We start from the raw sequence: 23,244 nt of genomic DNA, 5'->3' as shown, positions 1-23,244 counted from the left end.
AAGGGTGATGGGGTTTGGGGCAACGCCCCATAGAAAGAAAGTGGTTAATAATGAATAAAATAAATACAGCGGCAGTTGTCGGCGTAGGTGCAATCGGCTCGTTTTTCGCAGATAAGCTTGATCTGGTACTCGGCGAAAATTTTAAAGTAATAGCCGGCGGCGAAAGAGCCGAAAGATTGAAAAAGGACGGCCTTGTCATAAACGGCAGACAGCGTTATTTTAATATAGTTCCGCCGGAGCGGAAGGGCGAGATTGTCGATTTTATAATCATAATTCCTAAAATGACCGGCTTGAAACAGGCACTTAAGGACGCAGAAAACTATATTGGCCCCGATACAATAATAATGACACCGCTTAACGGCGTTGAAAGCGAGGAAACGGCGGCAGAGGTTTATGGCTGGGATAGATTGGTCTATTCATTTATGCGTCTGAGCAGTGTAAAAAACGGAAATGTCGTGTCGTTTAATCCCGATATTTCCTTTGTTGAGTTCGGCGAAAAAACCAATGATGAAAATAATCTCTCCGAAAAGGTTCTCCGCATACGTGAGCTTTTCGACAGAGCCGGAATAAGATATAAAAATCCCGATGATATGATTAAGGCTATCTGGGAAAAATTCGTCTGCAACGTAAGCGAAAATCAGGTTGCGGCTGTGCTGAATATTCCCTTCGGTGCATGGGCATCATGCCCGGACGCAAACGCATTGAGGCTTATGACAGCGGCAGAGGTCATAGAGATTGCACATAAAAAAGGCATTATGATAGATAAAAACTATGCGGCAGACCACCTTGAATATCTTGATAGCGTGCCGCATTCCAATAAACCGTCCACATTGCAGGATATACTTGCCGGAAGAAAAACCGAGGTGGATATGTTCGCCGGAACAATTATAAAGCTTGGAAAGGAAACCGGAGTGCCGACGCCGTTTAATGAATTTCTCTATCATGCGATAAAGGTGCTTGAGGCGAAAAATGAAGGAACGATAGTAGGCGTATAACGCCGTAAGTTGAAAACTTTATCCGATATTCGGAGGTTTAATTATGAATAACAGCAATATTTCGGCAGAGGAAAAACAGGCCGCAAAATTCAAACAGATGACCGAGGCTCCGGTCGATAAGCTTATACTCGGTCTTGCCATACCTACAATAGCAAGCATGCTTATTACGTCAATTTACAACATGGCCGATACATATTTTGTAGGCAAAATAGGCACGAGCGCTACCGGTGCTGTCGGCGTTATATTTCCGCTTATGACCATAATACAGGCGGTCGGCTTTTTCTTCGGCCATGGTTCGGGCAACTATGTTTCACGTATGCTCGGAGCAAAGAGAACAAAAGAATGCGAAGAAATGGTAACAACCGGCTTTGTATATTCGCTTATCGGCGGAATTCTTATTACCGTTTTCGGATACTTGTTTCTAAGGCCGTTTGCCGTTTTTCTCGGAGCAACGGACACAATATTGCCTTATGCCGTTGATTATCTTAAATATATACTTATCGGAGCACCGGCAATGGTTTCGTCCTTTGTGCTGAATAACCAGCTTAGATTTCAGGGCAATGCCGTCTATGGAATGATAGGAATAATGATAGGCGGTCTGCTGAACATGGTTCTTGACCCGGTTTGTATTTTTGTGCTGGATATGGGTGTTGCAGGTGCGGCAGTGGCAACGGCTTTGAGCCAGTATATATGCTTTTTTGTACTGCTGTATATGTCCAATAAAAAATCAATTCCCATAAGATTCAAAAATTTCAGACCCGGTGTATATTATTTTAAAGAAATCATAAAGGGCGGACTGCCTTCGCTTTTCAGACAGGGCTGCTCAAGCATAGCGTTTGTTATGCTTAACCATAGTGCCGGTGTTTACGGCGATGCGGCTATTGCGGCAATGACCGTTGTCCAGAGAATAATGCAGTTTGCGGCATCGGCAATGATTGGCTACGGACAGGGATTTCAGCCGGTATGCGGCTTTAATTTCGGTGCAAAAAAGTACGACAGAGTTAAGGACGGAGTAAAGTTCTGCACAAAATCCTCGCTTTTGGTGTTAATCGCCTTTTCGGTAATAGGCATTGTCTTTGCACCACAGCTTATAGCACAGTTCAGAGATGATCCGGAGGTTATCGCCATCGGCGTAAGAACTCTGCGTTTCCAGTGCATATCCTTTCCGCTTGTCGGCTGGATAATCATTTCAAATATGATGGCACAGACGATAGGCTATACCGTAAGAGCGTCGATAATGGGCATGGGAAGACAGTTCCTTTTCTTTGTACCGTGCCTGTATATTATGTCGGCAGTGATGGGACTGACCGGAATAGAGGCATCGCAGATGGCGGCGGATATAATCGGCTTTGTTGTTTCGCTGGCAATAGGAATTGATATTCTTAAGAAAATGAAATAGAATTGCTATACGGTCTTTGGAATTTAAAAGTATAATTATTAAAATTTATGTATAAACGATATAGACATTAAACCGAAAGTATAGTAGAATTCCAGTAAAGAATTAAAATTTATAATACATTAAGGCTTTTGGGGGAAGAACCGCAATGTATTAATTGGGGAATGTACATGAATGATATTAAAAATCCGAAGTATATCGTTATACGCTCATTATGCGTATTTGCGGCTGTGTTTTTAATTGCAAACAGTTTTGCGCATATGGTAATGCTCAGCCATAAAAACGAAGCCAAACTGAAGGCTGCATATACGGCGGAATCAACGGTAAGACGAATAGAATCACAACTTAATAAATACCTTTCAAAAACCGATGTGCTTAAGCAGGTTATCGAAAGCGGATATAAAATAGATGATGACCAGTTCAATGCTCTGGCAAAATTTATGGTGGACGACAACCATGTAATAGAGGCCGTTGAGCTGGCAAAGAACGGCGTTGTTTCGCAGGTATATCCCGTCGAAGGCAATGAAGAGGCGATAGGCTTAAATTTTTTTGAAAACAAGGAACGTAAGAAAAATGCCAATATTGCCAAGGATAGCGGAGAATATACAATAGCCGGCCCGTTTGAGCTTGTACAGGGCGGAATGGGTGCTTTGCTCTTTGATCCGATTTATACACAAAACTCCGACGGCAGTAAAAATTTTTGGGGCTTTGCTCTTTTGGTTATCAACTGGGATAATTTTGTGGACGGCCTTGAGCTGGATAAGCTTGATGAATCCGAATATCATTATAGGATATGGAAAAACGATATATCCACCGGAAACGAAACGGTTATAGCCGAATGCAAGGAAGAATCGTTTAAGGACGCCTTGGAGGTCGCATGCGATGTTCCCAATGATGTATGGTATTTCGATATATAGCCGATAGACGGCTGGATTTCGAGATCGCAGCTTGTTATGTACAGCATGATCTGCCTGACAGCGGCTTTAATGATTGCGTTTATATACTGGCAGTTTGAAAAGGGCCGTTATAATGATGTGGTTTATGCCGAAAACATCAAGAAATCCGCAGACGAGGCAAGAGCGGCAAATGCGGCAAAGACAAGCTTTCTTTCAAGAATGACGCATGATATAAGAACTCCGCTTAACGGAATTATCGGTCTGCTTAATATTGATGAAAACCATCCGGACGATGCGGAGCTGATAAAAGCAAACAGGGCAAAAATGCTCGTAGCGGCTAACCATCTTCTGTCGCTTATTAATGATGTTTTGCAGATGAGTAAGCTTGAAAGCGGAGAGATAGTGCTTGCACATGAACCGATAAGCCTTATTGAGCTTGCAAACGACATAAATACGCTTATGGAGCAGAGAGCGACCGAGGCAGGCGTAGATATTGAATACGATAAGGACGAAAGCAAGATAAAATATCCGTATGTGTATGCAAGTCCTCTTCATATCAGACAGATATTTTTGAATATATACGGAAACTGCATAAAATACAATAAGAGCAACGGACGAGTTGAAACAAGATTCAGCTTTCTTGGCGTAAAGGACAATGTGGTTACATATAAATGGATTATTTCCGATACCGGAATAGGAATGAGCAAGGATTTCCTTAAGCATATATTCGAGCCTTTTGCACAGGAAAGAACCGATGCAAGAAGCATATATAACGGAACCGGCCTCGGCATGGCAATCGTTAAGGAGCTTATTGATAAGATGAACGGAACGATTGAGGTTACAAGCATTGAAGGCGAAGGCTCGACATTTACGATAACAATTCCTTTTGAGATAGCCGATAAGGAACAGTTTCTACAAAAGACTAAGCTAAATAAAAATGTGGATATAAAAGGTCTTAAGCTTCTGCTGGTTGAGGATAATGAGCTTAATGCGGAAATAGCCGAAACGCTTCTCGGTGATGAAGGCGCTGTTATAACCGCAGTCAGTGACGGTCGGCAGGCAGTCGATAATTTCAAATCAAATCCTCCCGGAACATATGACGCAATACTTATGGATGTTATGATGCCGGTTATGGACGGAATTACCGCAACAAAAATAATCCGAGCCATGGATAGACCGGACGCAAAGGAAATACCTATATTGGCGATGACGGCGAATGCCTTTGATGAAGATGCAAAAAGCTGTATCGACGCCGGTATGAACGCACATCTGGCTAAACCGTTGCAGATGGATGTTGTTGTTGCAACAATAGATATGTATTGCAGAAAAAATAAGTGATTAAAAATTCCTCTTTGCCAATCGGTAGAGAGGAATTTATATTTATATACCAATATGGATTTTTACAAAATCATTTTGCGGCTTTCATTGACCGCACAAGTATGCACCCCGAAGAAAGCGGGGCGGTCGTAGACCGTTTTGCGTAGCAAAATGCTTTGACCAGTGAACCGCAAAGAAAGATGCGGCGGTCGCAGACCGCTTTGCGAAGCAAAGTTCTGAATATAGTGCGGTGGCATAGCCACTTTTGCTTTGCAAAAGTCATGACCATAAAGTCTTCGCAGGAATGCTGCTCGGTTTTAACGCAATTTTGAAAATATCGGCTGTTTAAGTTGATACAGAATTTAAAAACAATATTATCCCAAAAATCATTTGCTAAAATGATTTTTATAAAGTTTAGGTCGAACCTTTTTAAAGGTTCGTGGGTTTAAGGGCAAAGCCCTTAGGTATTTACAATAAGGTATAGTTTAATAATAAAAAGGACATCAGTTCGTTCCTCCTGATGATTTTTATTGTATTCATATAAGCTGTATAAAAAATATTTAATGGGATATGCGGCAGAAGAAAGGGAAAAATTTCGACTTAATACTCTAATAAAAAACGGCAGCGATACATCTTGGGGGGAGTATCGCTGCCATTCCGTGTGTATAACTGCGGATTTCTATTCCGTATCCGTAGAGTAGTGGCAACAATCAACATTTTGGGGAAACATTCTTTGTGCCACTTACTGATATTATTATATCGCAATTTTGAAAAAAGTCAACATTAATTTTACAAAATTTACAAAAAATATCCATTGAAGTATAAACATGAAAAAAATCTGTTTTTAGAATATAGCTTATCGGTTGACCATCAGCTTTTTCAATGCGGCCTCAAGCCCGTTGACCGTAAGTGGATACATATCAAATTCTTCCTGTAATATACCTAATGTCTGACGCCAGTAATTTCCGTATACATACTGCATTTCTCCCGGATTGAGCCATATACAGTGCGAAAAATGCCCCTTAACCTTGCGAAACCAGTCGATGCCGCTTGTTTTTCCGTAGTTGTAATATCCGCCGCCCATAAGCTCATAGGGCGCCATTGCCGCATCTCCGACGATTATCAGCTTATAATCACTGCTGAGCGTATTGAGAACAAGGTTTGTATCCACCCAGCGTCCCGGTATACATTCTCCGTCGGTATACAGTCTTTCGTATATGCTGTTATGGAAATAATAAAACTTAAGGTCCTTGAAATGATTGGACTTTCTCAGTGCGGTAAAAAGCTGACTGCAAAGCTTTCGGTAATAATCCATTGAACCGCCGGAATCCATCATAACAACAACCTTTACGGTGTTTTTTCTCGGGCGGTCGTATACAAGTGAAAGCCGTCCGGCATTGTTTCCGGTTTCTTCGATTGTTTCGTCTATGTTCAGTTCGGTTTTAGGTGCATCGGTTTTTGTCGAATATTGTCTTAAAGTGCGTAGAGCAATCTGCATTTGACGGGTATCAAGAACCTTGTCTTCGCTGAAATCTTTGAAATGACGTTCACCGGCAACTCGGAAGGCTCGCTTATGCTGGCTTTCGCCGCCGACACGTATTCCGTTGGGGCCTTTGCCGCTGTTGCCGAAAACCGACATACCGCCTGTGCCTACCCAATATTTTCCGCCGTTATGCTCGCTGTCCTGCTCGGCAATTCGCTCACGCAGCATTTGTTCTATACGCTCATAACCAAGCTTAAGGTTCTGTCTGGCTATCTCCTCGTCATAATTTCCCGGTGTTTCCTGTGGCTTGTTCAGCCAGTTCATAAGCTCCTCGGGAATATCCTCCAAAAAATTTATATCCTTGAAAAATTCCAGAAATGCACCGTCGAACTTATCAAATTCGCTTTCAGACTTAACAAGAACGCTTCTGCAAAGATAATAAAATTCAGAGAAAGAGGCGTGAGTCATGCCTTTGTCCAGAGCCTCATTAAGCGTCATCCACTCAGTCATGGACACCTTAAGGCCCTTCGACCGGAGAAGATACAAAAATGAATCAAACATATTCAGGCCTCCTTATTTAAAGGGGAAAAGAGAACGTGCTTTTGCTCGCTCAAGTGCGTCTATATCTTCGTTTTTCTTGAGTATTACGCCGGCAAAGGGAATTTCCTTTGTTATTCTTTCCGCAGGAATTCCGCTTAATGTCAATGCCTGAATCCAGTCGATAATTTCCGAGGTACTGGGTTTTTTCTGGATTTCCTTAAGACTTCTTACATAATAGAAAGCGGCTGTAACCTGTGCAAGCACGTTTTCGTCGATGTCGGGGAAGTGTACCTTAACGATTTCACGCATAAGCTCCTCATTTGGAAACTCGATATAGTGGAAAATACAGCGTCTTAAGAATGCGTCGGGAAGCTCCTTTTCGGCATTTGAAGTGATTATAACGATAGGACGCTGTTTTGCCTTTATTGTTTCGCCGGTTTCGGGAATATAAAACTCCATGCGGTCAAGCTCCCAGAGAAGGTCGTTAGGGAACTCAATATCAGCCTTGTCGATTTCGTCGATAAGCAGAATAACCTGTTCGTCGTCGCTGAAGGCCTCACCAAGCTTGCCGAGCTTAACGTATTTTGCTACGTCATCAACGCCGGCGTTTCCGAACTGGCCGTCATAAAGTCGCTGGACAACGTCGTATACATAAAGGCCGTCCTGTGCCTTTGTGGTGGATTTGATATTCCAGATGACGAGCTTTTTGCCGAGTGCTTTTGCAACGGACTGGGCAAGCATGGTTTTGCCTGTTCCCGGCTCGCCCTTGATAAGAAGAGGTTTTTCGAGAGCAACGGCGATGTTTACCGCACGCATAAGCTCTTCCGAGGCAACGTAATCGTTACTGCCGTTGAATGAATTGAGATTATCTTTTGACATGATATGTCCTCCTTTTTTTAAAAAATATTTTGCGGCTTTACAAGTCGCAAGGGTGTGTGTTGCGAGGGGTGCGCACTTAAATTGCGAAGTCCGTCTCACCCCTCGCAGCTCCTCTGTCCCGGACACGCTTAAGTTACGGAAAACCGAAACTTCGCAGGAATGCTGCTCAGTTTTTTCGGTTTTCGAAAGTACAAAATCGAAATTTTGTAGCTAATTTAAAGTTGTTTGAAATTTTTCGTAAAACTACATTCGTGAGAATGTAGTTAATTAAAATTTAGGTCAAGCCTTTTATGAACCGCAAAGATAGATGCGGCTGCCGTAGGCAGCTTTGCGAAGCAAAGTTCTGACCATACTAAGGCTTGCTGGGTATGGGGCAAAGCCCCATAAATAGATGTTTAAAATAATAAAGTATAAAAGGCTATATGTCAATTCACTCAGAATTTAATTAGAGTATAGTTTTGTTATTTCGGTAATAACACAGCGGCATATAATGAATAAAACCAATCGACAAAAAACCGCTTGTATGCTATAATAGCTTATATATTAAAATATTGTTTAGAATAATACGTAAACAGGGAACAGTTAGGCATTGCTTGAATATTCCCTATTTTTGTGAAATACTTTTGTGGTATGTATCGGTATATTTGGAGGATATTGTGATGGGGTTTTATGAAAGGGATTTCTCTATATCAATGTTTGATAACAGTCCGCTGGCGTTTTGCGTTATACGTGTTGACCTTGACGAAAACGGCGAGCCTGTGGATTGGACATTTTTATATTGCAACGAAGCACTTGCTGAGATAGAAGGCCGTCCGCAGAACGAACTTCTCGGACACCGCTTTTATGAAATGTTTCCCAAATGCGATCGTGACTGGGTTAAGCCGTATTATAAAGCCGCTTATGAAAAAATTCCGATTGAGTTTGATACATTTACATTGATAGAAGGCAAATATCTCCATGTCAACTGTATTCCGCTTGATGAGCCGGGCCTTTGCGGCTGTATGCTGAGAATTATGCAGTCCGAGGAGGATTATAAGAGAAGCCTTGAGGATAAGATGGCGGAATTCAAGAATATACATGAGGCACTCGGTTCGGGTTCGTGGGCATTAAGATATGATACTGCCGGAAAATTGATTGAATGCAGCTGGTCGGATACATTCAGAAAAATGCTCGGATTTGAATCTTTGAAGGATTTTCCCAATGAATTTGAATCTTGGAAATCAAGAATTCATCCCGATGATAAGGAATATACGCTCAGAGAATACTATGAATCGCTTTGGGATTATAATAACAAAAAGACCTATGATGTTGAATATCGTGTGCAAAATAAGGATGGTACATATCATTGGTACAGAACGGCAGGACGTTTGTCAAGAAGGGCAGACGGATCGCCGATTACTTTTAACGGTGTGTTTGTGAATACCGATGAAATACACGAAGCCAACGAAAAGCTTCATAAGGCATTGAAGGAGGCTCAGGACGCAAGAAATGAGCTTATTATAGATAATGAAATTATTTCCTCCGTAAGCAGACTTTATTTTGCTATTTACCGTATAGATATTGAAAAGGATTTTTATGAGGAAATATCAAGCAACAGCAGAATACATCGATTGACAGGGCACGAAGGCAAAGCACAGCGTAAGCTGAATAAGCTTTGCAATTCGATTGTTACAAAGGAATATTGTGCAAGTGCAAGACGGTTTTTCAATCTGTCTACGCTTGCGGAAAGACTTGCGGATACTGATACAATAGAAATGGATTATCATGCAAACGACGGAAACTGGTATGAAGCACGTTTTATAGAGAAAAAGCGTGATGATAACGGAAAGGTTACTCATGTGCTTTATGTAACAAGAATAGTGAGCAAGCAGAAGCAGCAGGAGCTTGAACAGGAGCAGCTCAAAATAGCTTATGAAGCGGCAGAAAGAGCAAATGAGGCAAAGACAGCCTTTTTGTTCAATATGTCGCACGACATTCGTACGCCAATGAACGCCATTCTCGGCTATACAAAGCTTATAAAAAAAGAGATTACCGATCCAAAGCTTCTGCATTATCAGGAAATGATTGAGAAGTCGGGAAATTTGCTTTTGTCCATAATCAACAATGTGCTGGACATGAGCCGCATAGAAAGCGGAAAAATGGAGCTGGATATTGATTACAGCAGAGCCGGAGTCATTACAAGTGAGATTTGCGATATTTTTGCCGAGGATATAAAGAAGAAAAATCTCACATTAAAACGTGTTGTCAATGTCCGGCATGAGCATATAATGATGGATAAGATAAAGGTTCAGGAGATTTTTACGAATCTTATAAGCAATGCGGTTAAATACACTCCGCCGGGAGGCACAATAACGATAACAATAGATGAAATTCCCTGTGATAAGGAAGGGTATGTTACATTCAAATCCTGTGTTGCCGATAACGGAATAGGCATGAGTGAGGAGTTTCTGCCGCATATTTTCGATTCGTTCGCCAGAGAAAGGAACACAACCGTAGGAGGAGTAGTCGGAACAGGTCTGGGAATGTCCATCGTAAAGAGCCTTGTGGATTTGATGGAAGGCACAATAGAGGTAGAAAGCAAAATAGGCGAAGGCTCAAGGTTTACCGTTATATTACAGCATAAGCTTGCAGATGAGGAATACTACGAAAAGCGGAAGGCTGCGGCTGTTAAGTCGGACATGAATTTCAGCGGAAAGCATATTCTGCTTGCAGAGGATAATGACTTGAATGCCGAGATAGCCACTGCAATGCTTGTGGATATGGGATTTGTGGTGGACAGAGCAGAGGACGGCGTAATCTGCATAAACCGTATTGAGCATATGCCATCAGATACCTATGACCTTATACTGATGGATATACAGATGCCAAATATGGACGGATACAAGGCAACGAAGATAATCAGAAAGCTGCCGGATCAGGAAAAAGCAGGTATTCCGATTGTCGCAATGACAGCTAATGCTTTTGATGAGGATAAAAAACAGGCGTTTGCGGCAGGCATGAATGGGCATATAGCCAAGCCGATAGATACAGAGAAGATACAGTATGTTCTTTCCGAGGTTATTAAATAAGAACATAAAATCGAAAATAAAGGTGCTTACGGAGGCTTTCGGACATGTAAGCATCTTTTATGTTTATTATAATTTCGCATTAAAATTATTGACACGTATGGTTTATACGTGCATAATATAGTTAAGGGAGGAAATAATTGTGACCGTAAGAGAAGTAATAAAAATGCTTAAAGATGATGGCTGGGTTGAATGTGCGCAGAGAGGCTCACATATTCAGTTTAAGCACGAAACAAAGAAAGGAAAAGTCACAATTCCCAATCATGGCGGAGATATTCCGAGAGGTACTCTTAACAGTATTTTGAAACAGGCAGGACTTAGATAATCCTTTTAATAAATGAGGTGATTAAAATGAAACCGACAACTTATTTTTCCGTATTTGAACCATGCGAGGACGGTTACAGCGTATATTTCCCGGATTTACCGGGCTGTATAAGCATGGGCAGTGATATAAAAGAGGCCGAAAAGAACGCAGAAGAGGCTTTGGGCTTGCATTTATGGGGAATGGAAGAGGACAATGAAGAAATTCCCGAGGCAACATTGCCGCCGTTCGAAGATGCGGAAACAAATTGCTTTATAGTTCCCATTACCATATATATGGAGCTTGTGAGAAATGAAATGGAAAACAAAGCGGTCAAAAAGACATTGACTATACCTTATTGGCTCAATGAAATTGCCGAAAAAAATAAGGTGAATTTTTCACAGGTGTTGCAGACAGCGTTAAAAGAAATATTGAATGTTTAAAATAAAGGTGCTTACGGAGGCTTTCGGCTATGTAAGCACCTTTTGTTTATGCTGTGTATTTATTTGAGATACCCGTATTTCTTATTCTTACTTAAAATAAAGTAGATTGATACGAACAATGCCAGTACCTCCGAAACGGTCAGCGCAAGCCAGATGCTGTTTATGTCGAAAATCAGCGGCAGAATGAGGACGGCGGCAATCTGGAACACGAAGGTTCTGAGAACCGATATTATTGCGGAAACCGTTCCGTTATTGAGTGCCGTAAAGAATGACGATGCGAAAACATTTATGCCGCAGACAAGGAATGACAGCGAGAACAGCTTGAAAGCCGAGGCTGTCATTTTGAACAGCTCATCATCATAGCCGACAAAGAATTTCGATAACGGTGCGGAAAAAAGCTCCGCAAGAACAAACATTGCAATGCTCGATATAATTATAAGCCTTAGGTTTTTGCGGAAAAGGCTCTTTAGCTCATCTCTGTTGTCGGCACCGTAATGAAAGCTGATAATCGGTGCAGTTCCGGTGGTGTAGCCGAAAAAAATCGCCATGAATATGAACTGCGTATACATAAGCACGCCGTATGCCGAAACGCCGTTTTCACCGAAATATTTCATAAGCTGTATATTGTAAACCATGCTGACAACCGAGGTTGATACATTGGTAAGAAGCTCAGACATACCGTTGTAGCAGGCACGGAGTATAGGACGGATTTCTATATTGGTCTTAACCAGATGTATGTTTCCGTCATTTTTCTTGAGAAAATACCATATAGGCAGAACAGAACCGACAAGCTGGCCTATACCGGTTGCCAGAGCCGCACCGGTAACGCCGAGCTTTAAAACAGCCATGAACAATGCGTCCAGAACCATGTTGGTTAAGCCTGCCGCAATGGTTATCTTTAGACCGAGATGCGGCTTTCCGGCAGTAACCATAAAGCTCGGAAATGAATATTGGAGTATGCCGAATACGTTGAAAATAAGCAGTACACGACCGTATTGAACGGCATATTCAAGCATGGATTCATCGGCACCGAGAAGTATTGATACCGGACGGATAACGATTATGCCGATAACCGAAAGCAGAATGCCGAGTATTACCGAAATGTAAATAAGCATTGAAAAATATCGGTCGGCTGTATTTTGGTGGCCTTCGCCAAGCTTCATGGAAACAAGAGCACTTCCTCCGGTGCTTATCATAAAGCCGAAGGACGTAAGCATCATTGTAAACGGTATAATTATGTTTACAGCGGCAAAGGGCGTTTTGCCGACAAAGTTGGATATGAAAAATCCGTCCACAACCGAATAGATAGATGCAAATATAAGCATGAAAACAGACGGCATGGAAAACTTCAACAGCTTTCCGTATGTGAAATGATCTGTTAATTTAATGTCCATTTTTCAGTTTCTCCAATTCTTCTTTGAGATTTTGATTGTATTTTCCGAATAAATCAATGAAAATATGCTGTTCCTCATATGAAAAACGCTCCAATGCACGGTTCTCTGTGTTTCGCAGATGCTCAACGGTTTTTTCGGCAAGCTGTTTTCCGTCGTCTGTGAGAAGTATTTTTTTGCTTCGGTTGTCCTCGGCAGGCTTAAGCGTTATAAGGCCGTCAGTTTCCATTTTTTTCAGTGCGGAATTTATCGTCTGCTTTGGCAGATAGATTATGCCGCAGAGATAGCTTTGTGTTATAGGCTTGTTTTCGTCAATAAGCGTGTATAAAATCCAGAATACCGTTTCCGATAAGCCAAAATGCTTGGCGATGTTGCGGTAGATTGAGCAGTAGTCGTTGTATATGCGGTTGAATTGAGCTATAAGGCTGTTGTTTTGCATAAATGGATCTTCCTTTTTTTAAGACTTGTGGGACTCTGTCCCACACCCAGCGAACCTTTAAAGTTGTCAGAACTTTGCTTCACAAAGTGGCTACGCCACCGCATTTATCTTTGCGGTTCATTGGTTCGATCTAAATTTTAAAATTGCAATCGTAATATTAACAAAGTTATAGTCCGAAATCGGATAGCGATAGGATTGTAGTCCGATTTCGGACAAATGTCAAGAAATAATTTATACTGTCGGTTAGATTTAATATATAATAAGGAAGTATAAAGTGGCATAAGAGTTGCTTTAGCTATTTGGCTGTGATATAATTATTCAGTTAAAGATACACTTAATTTATTGGAGGTGTTATTTTGAAATTATCGGACTTAATCAAAAATATTGAATATACTTCTGTAAGCGGTTCGGCCGACATTGATATAAAGGCTGTCTGTTATGATTCCCGTAAGGCATCCGAAGGCAGTGTTTTTGTCTGCATAACCGGCTTTGCGACAGACGGCCACAAATATGCCGCATCTGCCGTTGAAAAGGGTGCGGTTGCACTCATTGCCGAGCATGAAATCGAAAACATTCCCGAAAACGTGACGGTTGTTATCTGCCCGAACACAAGAAAGGCGCTTGCCTTTGCGGCGGCTGAATTTTATGGCCATCCTTCCGACAAAATGCGTCTTGTCGGCGTTACAGGAACAAACGGAAAAACGACAACAACCTACTTAATTAAGACAATTCTCGACAATCTCGGATATAAAACAGGCGTTATTGGCACAATCGGAAACATGATCGGCGATAAACAGCTCCATGCCGACCGAACAACGCCCGAAAGTCTTGAGCTTCAGGAGCTTTTTGACGAAATGGTCAAGGAAAACGTGACCGATGCGGTTATGGAGGTTTCCAGCCATTCGCTTGCACTGGACAGGGTTGCCGGAGTTCATTATAAAACAGCGATATTCACCAACCTTACTCAGGACCATCTCGATTACCATAAGACAATGGAAAACTATATGAAGGCAAAGGGCATACTCTTTACAATGGCAGACAATGCTGTTATAAACATAGATGATGCCGCCGGAGAATATATGCTGAGCGTTTCAAAGGGCAAGGTGCTTACAACTGCCATTGATAACGAAAAGGCCGATCTTCGTGCCGAAAACATAAGTATAACTGCGGAAGGCGTAAGCTATACGCTGGATTACGAAGGCAAGCAGTATCCCGTTAAGCTCAACATTCCGGGAAGATTTTCGATTTATAATTCACTGGGTGCAATAGGTGCGTGCCTTTTCAGCGGAATAAAAATGGAGGATATTATACATGGTCTTGCCATGAATAAGGGCGTTCCGGGAAGATTCCAGTCGATAAAAAACGACAAAGGGATAACGGTTATTGTCGATTATGCTCATACTCCCGACGGACTTGTGAATATACTCGAAACGGCGCATGAGTTTGCTAAAAAACGCATAATTACAGTATTCGGATGTGGCGGCGACAGGGACAAAACAAAGCGTCCCATAATGGCAGAGGCTGTCGGAAAAATGTCGGATTTTGCCGTTATAACAAGCGATAATCCACGTACAGAGGATCCTGAGCAGATACTTAACGATGTCGAGGTCGGCATAATACCGACAGGCTGCCCGTATCACAAGATAGTGGACAGAAGAACGGCTATCAATGAGGCAATAAACATGGCAGAAAAGGACGATGTGGTTATAATCGCCGGAAAGGGCCATGAGGATTATCAGATATTCAAGGATAAAACTATTCACTTTGATGATGTTGAGGTTGCCACAGAGGCAATAAAAGCCTTAAGTTGAAAACTTCGTTTTCAACTTGTTTACTGAAGGCATGAACGGTTCATTCCATCGGATTTTAAAAACCAAAAATCCTCGAAACTCTCCGTTCTCCTCGACGGAAGTGAATTCCGTCTGCGGATTCCACTTAGGAAACCACTGACTGTGCAAGATGGCACAGTTGCAAAGCAACTTTCGTTTACGAAAGTCATGACTATTGTTTCCTAATACCTTCAGCTTTTAGATCGAATTTTCAGTTTTAGGTAGGGTTTAATTATGAAACAAATTTTTTCTAAACAGATAACGGAGTTTTGTAATGGAAAGCTTATCGGTGCGGATTTACCGATAACGAGCATTACAACGGATTCACGAAAAATAGAAAACGGCTGTATGTTCATTGCAATAAAGGGTGAACGCTTTGACGGCCACAGCTTTATCGAACAGGCATGGTCATTGGGTGCGGACTGTGTGCTTTCGCAGACGGCCTTTGATGTGCCGGAAGGCAAGGCGCTCATATTGGTTGAGGACACAAGGGCAGCTATGCTCCGCATTGCAAACGGCTATCGTAATTTATTCGACATCTGCCTTGTGAACATAACCGGAAGTGTCGGAAAAACAACGACCAAGGATATGACGGCGGCTGTGCTTTCACAGGGCGGCAAAACGCTCAAAACAGAGGGCAATTTCAACAACGACATAGGTGTGCCTATAACGCTGTTCCGTCTTGAGGACGACATAAAGACCGCCGTTGTCGAAATAGGAATGAACCATTTCGGCGAGATTGATACGCTTGCATCAGCATGTGAGCCAAACATAGGAATAATAACAAATGTCGGCGTTTCGCATATTGAGAACCTCGGTTCGAGAGAGGGCATACTTAAGGCAAAATGCGAAATGCTTCCGCATATAAAGAAGGGCGGCTATGCCGTTCTTAATGCCGATAATGATATGCTTGCAACGGTAAAGGGCAGAGAGAAGGAGTTTGGCCTTCCGGAGGACGTTACGGCGGTATGGTACGGCAGAGATAAGTCCAATGACGTATGGGCCGATGATGTTGTGAGCCACGGCATTGACGGTATGGAATGTACAATACATATGGCTGTCGGAGAAATACGTGTGCATATAACAACTGCCGGAGAGCATATGGTGCAGAACGCACTTGCGGCGGCCGCCGCCGGAGAAATAATCGGGCTTACACCGGAGCAGATTAAAAAGGGCATAGAAGGCTTTGAGCCGACCGGAAAACGTATGGAGGTCATAAGGCTGAAAAACGGCGGTACAATAATAAATGACTGCTATAACGCAAATCCCGTTTCCACAAAGGCGGCAATAGACGTTCTTTCGGAATGTGACGGCAAAAAGACAGCCGTTCTCGGCGATATGGGCGAGCTTGGCTCCTTCGGTGCCGAAATGCACAGGGAGGTCGGCGAATATTGTGCCGAAAAGAATATCGACCATGTTGTCGCAATCGGAGAGCTTTCAAAGAATATGTATAACGCCTGTAAGGATAAAGTTGCAAAGGCAGAATACTTTGCAACTGTTGCGGATTACATTGCAACAAATCCAACGGTTTCAGACAATGAATACATACTCGTTAAAGCATCACACTTTATGAAATTTGAACAAATAACATCTATTTTAGAAAATAGGTAAAATATGCGGCTTTACAAGTCGCAGGGTTGTTTTGCGAGGGAGGACGCGCTTAGAATTGCGAATACTGACCGCACAAGACGGTGCGGCAACGGAGTTGCTTTTGCTTGCAAAAGTCATGACCAACGCCTGTCCTCCCTCGTGCTTCCTCCTTTCCGGACACGCTTGAGTTACGAAAATTATTGACCGCACAAGACAGTGCGGTTGCGTAGCAACTTTTGCAAAGCAAAAGTCATGACCATTAAGTCTTCGCAGGAATGCTGCTCGGTTTTTTCGGTTTTTAAAATACAAAGTTTAAGTTTTATAGCTAATTTAAATTGATTATTAAACTACATTTGCAAAATGTAGTTTATCAAAAGTTTCGCTCAAGCCTTTTTAAAGGCTTGCAGGGTAGTGGGACAGAGTCCCACGGTCTTAAAGCAATAAAGAAAGGTCAGATACCAATGAATTTACTTATAAGAGGAATTTATGCACTTTTAATATCATTCGTAATAAGCGTGCTTGTATACCCAAAGCTTATACCGGCACTCCATAAATTTAAGTTCGGCCAGACCGTCCGTGATGACGGCCCTGAGGCACACCTTAAAAAGAACGGCACCCCGACCATGGGCGGTATTTCGTTTTTGTGCTCCTTCGTTATCGCCGCTCTTGTGCTTAAACCGACACATGAGGTTATCGCCGTTATGCTCGTTACACTCGGCTTTGGCGTAATCGGCTTTATCGATGACTATATCAAAATAGCTAAGCACCGTTCACTCGGCCTCAGACCTATGCAGAAGATTGTCGGACAGCTCGTCATCTGCGTCGTGTTCGTTGCTTATCTCTATAAAACAGTCGGCACTTCGATCTATATTCCCTTTGCCGGCGGCAAAATGTGGAACCTCGGCTGGCTCTATATCCCGTTTGTTATCGTTGCCGTTCTCGGTACGGTAAACGGCGTAAACCTTACAGACGGCCTTGACGGCCTTTCATCAGGCGTAACAATTATCGTAATTGTGTTCTTTACCATGTGCGCTTATGCCGCAGGCAATGGAGCTGTTATCGCAGGCGGTGCAATGATCGGCGGCCTTATGGCGTACCTTATTTTCAACGCATATCCGGCTAAGGTCTTTATGGGCGATACCGGTTCGCTCGCTATGGGCGGCTTTGTTGTCGCTATCTCGCTTGTGCTTAGAATGCCGCTGTTTATATTAATCGCCGGCTTTATCTACCTTATCGAAAGCCTCTCGGTTATTATACAGGTCGCTGTCTATAAAAAGACTAAAAAACGTGTGTTTAAAATGGCACCTATCCATCACCATTTCGAGCTTTGCGGCATAAAGGAAACTAAGATAGTAACTATGTTTTATGTAATAACGGCAATCGCTTGCCTTATCGCATATCTCGGCTGTAACGGAATATATCATTAAGGTAAAATGGAATTTTGAATTTCTAAAACATAGGTTTATTGCCAATCGTCATTTTGACAAATTCATTTTGCGGCTTTACAAGTCGCGGAGGTGTTTTGCGAGGGAGGACGCGCTTAGAATTGCGAAGTCCGCCTGTCCTCCCTCGTGCTCCCTCCTTTCCGGACACGCACGAGTTACTGAAAAACCTAAACTTAGCGGGAATGACCGCTAAGTTCTTAACGGTTTTTGTACTTTAGGTGAGTTCAAGTTGGGAGAATTAACTTTAATTTTATCCCTAAACCTATTTCGTAGAAATAGGTTGCCAAAGTTTAGGGCTGCCCTTTTTAAAGGGCAGTTGGGTTTGGGGCAACGCCCCATAGAAAGGATTGTAATTATGATTACTGATTTTGCAACAAATAAATATATTGTCTGCGGTATGGCCCGTAGCGGCATAGCCGCCGCAGAGCTCCTCGCCTCAAAGGGCGCAGATGTAACACTCCAGGATATGAAGCCTCTGTCTGTTCTTGAACAGGCACATGACCTCGACGGTTTCAGAAACGACGGCATTAAAATTTTCGCCGGCGCTAATCCCGATGATATTATAACCGACTTCGACTGCGTTGTCTTAAGCCCCGGTGTTCCCTTTGACCTCCCGTTTATCGTGAAGGCACAGGAAAATAATATCCCGGTTATCTCCGAGGTTGAGCTCGCTTATGCAATTACTCCTTGTCCCGTTTGTGCCATAACCGGTACTAACGGCAAGACAACAACAACTACACTTACCGGACTTTTTCTGGCTGAAAAATATAATACCGCCGTTGTCGGTAATATCGGTACAGCCTATACCGGTGAGGTGACTAAGCTCGATAAAAACAGCTATGTCTGTGCCGAAATAAGCTCCTTCCAGCTCGAAGGCACTGTCAGCTTTAAACCGCATATCTCCGCTGTCCTTAATATTACTCCCGACCACCTTAACCGCCATAAAACAATGGAAAATTATGTGGCCATGAAGGAGAAAATATTTGCTAACCAGACAGCCGATGATTATACAATTTTGAATTATAACGACGATTATTGCCGAAAAATGTCGGATAAGACAAAGGCAAAAACATTCTTCTTCTCAAGCAGTGATAAGCTTGATGAGGGCATATTCCTTGACGGCGAGTATATACATATTAAATGGAACGGCATTGATGAAAACCTCGTTAATGTAAACGACCTAAAAATACTCGGTGTTCATAACTATGAAAATGTCATGGCGGCAACAGCCTGCGCTATTTGTGCTGATGTTGACCTTAATACAATAAGACGAGTCCTTTCCGCATTTAAGGGCGTTGAGCATAGAATAGAGTATTGCGGCACATATAACGGTGTTGACTGCTATAACGATTCCAAGGGAACTAATCCCGATGCGGCTATTCGTGCGGTGCTTGCAATGAAAAAACCTATCGTGCTTATCGGCGGCGGCTATGATAAAAATTCCGAATATGACGAATGGGTTAAGCTGTTCGAGGGCAGAGTAAAAGACCTTGTGCTTATCGGAGTTACCGCACCAAAGATTGCCGAATGCTGTGATAAATACGGCTTTAAGAACTATGAGTTCGCCGATACATTCGAGGAATGTATAGATAAATGCAAGAAAGCCGCAAAGGATGGCGATTGCATACTTCTTTCTCCTGCCTGTGCAAGCTGGGGAATGTTCGAGGATTATGAACAGCGTGGCAGAATTTTCAAGGAATTAGTGGCAAAGTAAGGGCTTTGCAAATCCTTAATTTAAAAAATTATTTTGCGGCTTTACAAGTCGCAGGGGTGTCTTTGCGAGGGGTGCGCACTTAAATTGCGAAGTACTGACCGCACAAGATGGTGCGGTTGCGTAAGCAACTTTCGTTTACGAAAGTCATGACCAACGACCTCACCCCTCGCAGCTCCCCTGTCCCGGACACGCCAAGTTACTGAAAATTATTGACCGCACAAGACAGTGCGGTTGCGTAGCAACTTTTGCAAAGCAAAAGTCATGACCATAAAGTCTTCGCAGGAATGCTGCTTGGTCTTAAGCGGTTTTGAAATGTCGGCTGGTTTAAGTTGCTACAAATCATAATGTTTTAGAATACAAATTTTGATTTTTGAAATTTAAAAGAAATAAAATTTTTGGAAAGGCGGTGCAGAATATTGTCCTCCGGCAGAAATGTAAGAACCAAACGACCGGTTTCCAACGGGTATCGTAATATACAGAAAATACCGGTGAAATATCGTGAGCACGAAAACGATATTCCCGAAACAAGCAAGCTTCACGGACGAAATTTATTTAAACTGCATCCGTTCAGAGGCGTTGATTATATGGTGCTGGCACTGGTGGTTATACTGGTGCTTTTTGGTCTGGTAATGATATTTTCATCAAGCTATTATTACGCAATGACCGAGGCAAAATTCTATAACGATAAATTCTTTTTCGTAACAAAACAGGCGAAATCGGCGGTGCTCGGTCTTGTGGCAATGCTGCTGTGTATGTCGATAAATACCGAGGTTTTCAGACGGCTTTCAAGACTGGCATATCTGCTTATCGGAGCCTTACTGCTTGCGGTTTTCGCACTGGGCGTTGTTGCCAACGGTGCCAACAGATGGCTTGAGTTCATGGGTACATCGCTTCAGCCGTCGGAGTTTGCGAAGTTTATGATAATAATTTTCATGAGCGATTATGTCATAAAAAACCAACGTAAGCTGACCGGAAACTTTAAAACATTTATTATCGGTGCGTTTCCGCTGTTGGCGGTTGCCGGACTGGTTGCTATCGAAAACCTTTCGACAGGTATAGTTATCGCCGTTGTAGGTATAGCGATTATGTTTGTGGCAAGCGATACAAAGCGTGTCAGAAACTTTGTGGCACTGGGCATTTTCGGAGCACTGGGTGCAATCGGCTTTACGCTTGCAAAAAGCTATCGCCGTGAACGAATAACCGGCTGGCTTAATCCATGGGCGGACCAGACGAATACCGGTTATCAGATAATACAGTCATTATATGCTGTTGCATCGGGCGGTTTATTCGGCTTAGGAATAGGGCAGAGCCGACAGAAGACGTTCATTCCGGAGAGCTACAACGATATTATATTTGCCGTTATATGCGAGGAGCTGGGACTGGTCGGAGCATTGGTCGTTATAATGCTGTTCGTTCTGCTCATATGGCGAGGTACGAAAATCGCCATGACCGCAAAGGACAAATATTCGTCATACTGTGCAACCGGCATAACAGCGATGATTGCCGTACAGGTGATAATAAACATTGCCGTTGTTACCAATTCAATGCCGAACACCGGTATGCCGATGCCGTTCATCAGCTACGGCGGCACATCGCTTGTGGTTATGATGGCGTCGATGGGACTGCTGCTTAACATATCCGCCGATTGTAGAAGATGAAAAGTCAAATACTTATGGGGCTTTGCCCCAAACCCCATGAACCTTTGAAAAGGTTCAATCGAAACTTTTGAAAACTATTTCTGTGAAATAGTTTAGGAAATAAATTATAGTTAAATTCCAAAACAACATTTGAAAAATGTTGTTTAATAAAATTTGGGTTAAGCCTTTTTAAAGGCTTACGGGTTTAAGGGCAGAGCCCTTAGGTCTTACAAAATCCTGTCGGTAATACATGAGTAGCTTTGCAAAATGCCGCAAAGCCGCCTGTTTCTTGCGGTAAACGGTTGACTGCGAATATCCAAGCTTCTCTTCCTGTCGATATATACCACCGAGCTTTTCATAATATTCACGCTTACATAGCTCACTGAGCAGGGCACGCTCCTCTTCGGTGAGCTTTTTCCATGCATGCATAAATACCCGTCTGCGGTACATCAGAGCGCGATATTCCGCTCGCAGCTTGCTCCGCTGTTCAATCAATGCCGACTGCGTGTTGGCGTCAAGAGTTCGGCTCAGATAGCCGTTTATGTCGTTTATACGCTCCTTGATCAGATCGGTGTATTCATCAATGCTCTCGTTCTCAATAATCATTTTTTCTGCCATTTTTCTATAATAGAGTATCTCGGTTTTTTTCAACGCTGTTTTCACCTGCCTGTAAACTGTTTTTGTGCTCTCCTGTGCGTACGCCCGCGCGTTATATATAAAAATATATTGACAACATCTGATTTAATTTTTTATTGTTTTATTTTATATATGTCTGCGGTTTGTACTCGGCAAACACTTCGTTTTATACTACGCTATTTACTAAGAATATATGTTCGTTAGATGGTTCAAAAAAATTCGTCCCGTAAGACGATAATGTTGATTATGTGGATAAGTTATTTTACAAATTTATACAGTAAAACTATGGTTATATAGTCAGATTTTTGGTAAGCCGGTTGTAATCCTCTTTGGACAGCATACGCAATGTCTGAAAAACATCTGTGCCGAGCTTTTGTGCAGTGGGAGCAAATTGGTATATTTCATCGTTCAGCTTAAGCTCGTCCTGATAAATATAAATCATGTCGTTTTCAGGCGCAAGCGGTATAAGACGGTAACGATTCGGGTGACCTTTGCGTCCGCGATAGAGCAGAAGAAGGCGGTTTTCCAGCAACGGACGGCGAACCTGTGCGATAAATGTGGCCTCACGCTTGACACCGACGAGCTGCATAAGGGTTGCGTTGTCGGCAATTATCTCGGTTTCCCAGCCGCTTTGGTTAAACAAAGCCATAAGTCTGTACCACAAAAGCTGCGACAGCGGCGGAAGATAATTGGTTGCCAACCAGCGATGAAAGCAGTTTAATTCACTGATGTAATTGATAGTACTTTTCACAAAATTCCTCCCTTAAATAAGTTGATAAATTTATTATATATCAAACATATATTCTTGTCAATAGCATTATTTATAAATAATATGTTTGCATCATATCGAATTTTAATTCGTATAAATTGTTTCGGAAAATAGTTTAAGAGATAAGTATTTTGTGCCAATCGATAATTTTAAAAAATATTTTGCGGCTTTACAAGTCGCAAGGGTGTTTTTGCGAGAGAGGAAGCTCTTAGAATTGCGAATACTGACTGTGCAAGATGGCACAGTTGCTTTAGCAACTTTCGTTTACGAAAGTCATGACTAACGACTTTCCTCTCTCGCGCTCTCTCCTTTCCGGACACGCTAAAGTTACTGAAAATTGCTAACCTTCGCAGGAATACTGCTCGGTCTTAACGCAATTTTGAAAGGTTGCTGAGTTCAATTTGATATATAGTTTTAAATTAAATAATATCCTCCAGAAAATCATTTGTTAAAATGATTTTTATTAAAGTTTAGATGAA

At 42.4% G+C, this 23,244-nt stretch carries 18 protein-coding genes; 12 read left to right on the top strand and 6 right to left on the bottom strand.

The annotated features are described in order from the left end of the window. Positions 1–50 precede the first annotated feature (50 nt). The 4 genes from KQI66_RS01295 (at position 51) to KQI66_RS01280 (ending at position 4,625) form a co-directional block, all read left to right on the top strand. Positions 51–995 (top strand): ketopantoate reductase family protein, encoded by a 945-nt coding sequence (locus KQI66_RS01295; RefSeq protein WP_216426898.1) that lies wholly within the window; start codon positions 51–53, stop codon positions 993–995. 43 nt (positions 996–1,038) lie between these two features. Further along, positions 1,039–2,394, top strand: coding sequence for an MATE family efflux transporter (locus KQI66_RS01290; RefSeq protein ID WP_216426897.1), 1,356 nt, complete (start codon positions 1,039–1,041; stop codon positions 2,392–2,394). 167 nt (positions 2,395–2,561) lie between these two features. Then, entirely contained in the window at positions 2,562–3,308 is a 747-nt protein-coding gene (locus KQI66_RS01285; RefSeq protein ID WP_216426896.1) for a CHASE domain-containing protein, read from the top strand. Positions 3,309–3,344: 36 nt separating this feature from the next. Next, the gene (locus KQI66_RS01280) at positions 3,345–4,625 is read left to right on the top strand and encodes a hybrid sensor histidine kinase/response regulator (RefSeq protein ID WP_216426895.1); all 1,281 of its coding nucleotides are present in this window, start codon (positions 3,345–3,347) and stop codon (positions 4,623–4,625) included. 835 nt (positions 4,626–5,460) lie between these two features. Here the strand turns inward: KQI66_RS01280 and KQI66_RS01275 are convergent. Next, positions 5,461–6,648 (bottom strand): vWA domain-containing protein, encoded by a 1,188-nt coding sequence (locus KQI66_RS01275; protein ID WP_216426894.1) that lies wholly within the window; start codon positions 6,646–6,648, stop codon positions 5,461–5,463. A gap of 12 nt (positions 6,649–6,660) precedes the next feature. Further along, positions 6,661–7,506, bottom strand: a complete 846-nt coding sequence (locus KQI66_RS01270; protein WP_216426893.1) for an AAA family ATPase — start codon at positions 7,504–7,506, stop codon at positions 6,661–6,663. A 659-nt stretch (positions 7,507–8,165) separates the two neighbouring features. Here KQI66_RS01270 and KQI66_RS01265 point away from each other — a divergent pair. The 3 genes from KQI66_RS01265 to KQI66_RS01255 all read left to right on the top strand — a co-directional run bounded on the left by KQI66_RS01265 (position 8,166) and on the right by KQI66_RS01255 (position 11,315). Next, positions 8,166–10,574, top strand: coding sequence for an ATP-binding protein (locus KQI66_RS01265; RefSeq protein ID WP_216426892.1), 2,409 nt, complete (start codon positions 8,166–8,168; stop codon positions 10,572–10,574). Positions 10,575–10,713: 139 nt separating this feature from the next. Further along, positions 10,714–10,896, top strand: coding sequence for a type II toxin-antitoxin system HicA family toxin (locus tag KQI66_RS01260; protein WP_216426891.1), 183 nt, complete (start codon positions 10,714–10,716; stop codon positions 10,894–10,896). Between the two features lie 26 nt (positions 10,897–10,922). Then, complete coding sequence (locus KQI66_RS01255) at positions 10,923–11,315, top strand: type II toxin-antitoxin system HicB family antitoxin (protein ID WP_216426890.1); 393 nt, start codon at positions 10,923–10,925, stop codon at positions 11,313–11,315. A 59-nt stretch (positions 11,316–11,374) separates the two neighbouring features. Here the strand turns inward: KQI66_RS01255 and KQI66_RS01250 are convergent, their stop codons facing one another. Both KQI66_RS01250 and KQI66_RS01245 read right to left on the bottom strand, forming a co-directional pair. Continuing rightward, positions 11,375–12,709, bottom strand: coding sequence for an MATE family efflux transporter (locus tag KQI66_RS01250; RefSeq protein WP_216426889.1), 1,335 nt, complete (start codon positions 12,707–12,709; stop codon positions 11,375–11,377). Then, positions 12,699–13,145 carry a MarR family winged helix-turn-helix transcriptional regulator gene (locus tag KQI66_RS01245; protein ID WP_216426888.1) on the bottom strand — a complete coding sequence of 149 codons (447 nt, stop codon included), beginning with the start codon at positions 13,143–13,145 and terminating at the stop codon, positions 12,699–12,701. Before KQI66_RS01245 ends, KQI66_RS01250 begins: the two co-directional genes overlap by 11 nt. A gap of 356 nt (positions 13,146–13,501) precedes the next feature. Here KQI66_RS01245 and KQI66_RS01240 point away from each other — a divergent pair, with 356 nt between their 5' ends. The 5 genes from KQI66_RS01240 to ftsW all read left to right on the top strand — a co-directional run bounded on the left by KQI66_RS01240 (position 13,502) and on the right by ftsW (position 21,381). Then, complete coding sequence (locus KQI66_RS01240; protein ID WP_216426887.1) at positions 13,502–14,956, top strand: UDP-N-acetylmuramoyl-L-alanyl-D-glutamate--2,6-diaminopimelate ligase; 1,455 nt, start codon at positions 13,502–13,504, stop codon at positions 14,954–14,956. A gap of 252 nt (positions 14,957–15,208) precedes the next feature. Further along, positions 15,209–16,585, top strand: a complete 1,377-nt coding sequence (locus tag KQI66_RS01235; RefSeq protein WP_216426886.1) for a UDP-N-acetylmuramoyl-tripeptide--D-alanyl-D-alanine ligase — start codon at positions 15,209–15,211, stop codon at positions 16,583–16,585. 440 nt (positions 16,586–17,025) lie between these two features. Further along, the gene (gene mraY, locus KQI66_RS01230; protein WP_216426885.1) at positions 17,026–17,991 is read left to right on the top strand and encodes a phospho-N-acetylmuramoyl-pentapeptide-transferase; all 966 of its coding nucleotides are present in this window, start codon (positions 17,026–17,028) and stop codon (positions 17,989–17,991) included. Positions 17,992–18,364: 373 nt separating this feature from the next. Beyond that, on the top strand, positions 18,365–19,723 hold the full coding sequence (murD, locus tag KQI66_RS01225; RefSeq protein WP_216426884.1) for a UDP-N-acetylmuramoyl-L-alanine--D-glutamate ligase: 1,359 nt from the start codon (positions 18,365–18,367) through the stop codon (positions 19,721–19,723). A gap of 416 nt (positions 19,724–20,139) precedes the next feature. Continuing rightward, on the top strand, positions 20,140–21,381 hold the full coding sequence (gene ftsW, locus KQI66_RS01220; RefSeq protein ID WP_216426883.1) for a putative lipid II flippase FtsW: 1,242 nt from the start codon (positions 20,140–20,142) through the stop codon (positions 21,379–21,381). A gap of 168 nt (positions 21,382–21,549) precedes the next feature. Here the strand turns inward: ftsW and KQI66_RS01215 are convergent, their stop codons facing one another. Further along, positions 21,550–21,978: a hypothetical protein gene (locus tag KQI66_RS01215; protein ID WP_216426882.1), complete on the bottom strand. Its 429-nt coding sequence runs from the start codon at positions 21,976–21,978 to the stop codon at positions 21,550–21,552. Positions 21,979–22,285: 307 nt separating this feature from the next. Further along, positions 22,286–22,747, bottom strand: coding sequence for a hypothetical protein (locus KQI66_RS01210; protein WP_216426881.1), 462 nt, complete (start codon positions 22,745–22,747; stop codon positions 22,286–22,288). Positions 22,748–23,244: the final 497 nt, after the last annotated feature.

This window comes from Anaerotignum sp. MSJ-24, from assembly GCF_018918145.1.
Classification (GTDB): domain Bacteria; phylum Bacillota; class Clostridia; order Lachnospirales; family Anaerotignaceae; genus Metalachnospira.
The sequence above is the reverse complement of the archived record's forward strand: the minus strand, read 5'-3'. Positions and strand labels throughout refer to the sequence as shown.